The 2,485-nt window shown below is 66.2% G+C and carries 1 protein-coding gene; it reads right to left on the bottom strand.

The features are described from left to right. Positions 1-252: 252 nt before the first annotated feature. Positions 253-807, bottom strand: a complete 555-nt coding sequence (locus JAO81_RS36485; RefSeq protein ID WP_199552288.1) for a L,D-transpeptidase — start codon at positions 805-807, stop codon at positions 253-255. Between the last annotated feature and the right edge of the window lie 1,678 nt (positions 808-2,485).

The raw sequence follows: 2,485 nt of genomic DNA, 5'->3' as shown, positions 1-2,485 counted from the left end.
GCGCCCCCTCTGCATTTTCTGCGTCTTTGGGACCGCCCGGCACGACCGCCCGCGCCCGCAAAGGGGAGAAAGCTGGACTTTGCCCACCTCCCTGGTCAGGGGCCCGCGGCAAAGCCGTTCCGCCGACCTTTTGGAGTGCCCATTCGCGAGCGTGGGCCGCACCAAAATAGGCCAGGCGGAATGGGGCACGCAGGCAGATTACTGAGCAGGGAATCGGTCTGCTCTTTCCTGTTCAGCGATAAATGCGGCATGTCACGTTCCGGGTTTGCGCCCGAGGATATAGACGCGTTGACCTCTTGTGATATTGGTCCAGAGCGCTTTTGCGTCAGTGCGCCGCATATTGACGCAGCCGTGAGAGCCCGGGGGTGCGTAGATGGGTTCGTCGTAGCCGTGAAATGCCTGCCCTCCGGAGAAGAACTGGGCGTAGGGCATGGGTGCATTGTTGTACAGGGTGGAGCGGTGCCATTTGTTGCGCCAGGAGATGCGGTGCCATCCGGTGCGGGTGCGGTAGCCGCGGGCGCCGGACCGGATGGGCCGGGCTTGGAAGGTCACCTTGCCGGCGCGCTGTACCCACAGGAGTTGGCGCGTGAGGTCGACACACACGATCCGATCCCTGGTCACCGGGCAGCGGTGGTTTCGGTTGGGGCGCGCCCTCTCGTCGTAAAGCATGGCTGTGCCCCAGGTGACGCGGCCTGCGTAGCCGATGTCCGGTCTGATTCCGTGCCGCTTCTGAAAGGACTGAATAGCCCGGCAGTCGGCTGGGGACTGTTTGCCGTCGAAGGGGCGGAGCTTGAGGTAGCGCTCCATTTGCCTCTGATGCGGGCCCGCCTTGGTGGTGCAGAAGGGGGCCCTCTTGTCGCTTTCGAATAGCGGTGACTGTTCCTTGTCAGGGACCCGGGGTGGCGGCTTCGGAGCGTGCCGTAGGCGGTTGTTGCGCCCCGAGGCGGAGGAGGGCACGGGACGAGTCTCCGAGGCCCGGATGTGCGCGGAGCTGAGCGCTAAGGGAAAATCGCCCGCGGGCGGGGGGTCAAGCGATACCAGCGAGCAGGTGGCGGCCAGCAGTGCCGCAGTGATTGCCCGGTGGGCTCCACTCCGTAGCCCGCCCGCGATGAGTCGGTTGATCATCTATACCCTTCGGCGCATTAGGGGACCGTGATTCACGGTCAGTCATAGCGCTTGGATCGTCTCTCCCTCCGGGTTTTCGGCCTGCGTCGCCATACGGGTCTATCCGGTCTGTGGTCCAAATGGGGGAAACTCTGGATTGACGCTGCCGCGACGGTGGGCGATGCACTCACTCGTCCGCTACAAATCAACTTGTGATCTTCAGAACACTTGCGATTGCCGGCACTGCCGCAATCCTCTCCGCTGCCTCCGCTCCTGCATTCGCCGATGTGCGGCAGGACCGCGTTGCGGCCTCTCCCGTACCCGTTGCCTCCACCGTCGAGACGCTGTATGGCCCTGGCCCCGGCTTCGACTGCAAGGAGTGCTTCGACGAGTACTTCGAGACGTACCTGTACAAGTACAAGGGCATGTTCAAGGGGGATAGGGGGCCCGCTGGCCCCAAGGGCGTGGCCGGCGCCACAGGTCCGGCTGGCCCCAAGGGGGCAGCCGGTGCGGCCGGTAAGACCGCCTACGACGTGGCTGTCGAAAAGGACGGCTACAAGGGCACCGAGAAGGAGTGGCTGGACTCCCTGAAGGGCGCAACTGGCGCCGCAGGCCCGGCGGGTCCCGCAGGTCCGGCGGGTCCTGCGGGTCCGGCGGGTCCGAAGGGTGACACCGGCGCGGCCGGCGCGGACGGCGCGGCGGGTCCTGCGGGTCCTGCGGGTCCTGCGGGTCCGGCGGGTCCGAAGGGTGACACCGGCGCGGCAGGCCCGGCAGGCCCGGCAGGCCCGGCAGGCCCGGCCGGTCCGGTGGGCCCGGCAGGTCCGCTGGCGCAGCTCCAAACGCAGCAGCTGAATGGCGCCGCCGTTGTCATCCCCGCGAACGGTGGCACCGCGTCGGTCCCCTTCCCGGCCTGCCCGGCAGGGTGGATCGTGATCAATTCCGGATGGAATCAGGCGAACCCCGTTGTAGAGCTGCACCAGTATGGAGGGACGCCGGGCGGAGCCGGAGTGCGCAACCCCGGTACGAGGGACGCAACCGTCAATCCGTACACCGTGTGCGTGCGAACCATCTGAACCCGGGCAGTAAGGGATGAAACGCCAGCACCCCGGCTCAGTCGGGGTGCTGGCCTCGCCCCTCGGCCTGAAGGCGGCCTCAGCCCGACTGCGATACAGCGGAGAAGTACAGCAACCTTCCCCACTGCTACCGACGATCCTTGATCCTTGGAGTGCGTGTGACCTGGGGCATAGCCCCCAGTGACCGCTCCGTCGGTAGATCGCATCGAGGGGGTCTGGGGTTCAAATCCCCACAGGTCCACCGCAATTGAGAACCTTGTCGGGAACATATTGCGTGGGGGTTGTCTTTTGGGGGGGGGGCGGGCGGG

The organism is Streptomyces sp. N35, from assembly GCF_016464295.1.
Classification (GTDB): domain Bacteria; phylum Actinomycetota; class Actinomycetes; order Streptomycetales; family Streptomycetaceae; genus Streptomyces.
Note: the sequence above shows the minus strand (reverse complement) of the source record. Positions and strands in the feature narration are given on the sequence as shown.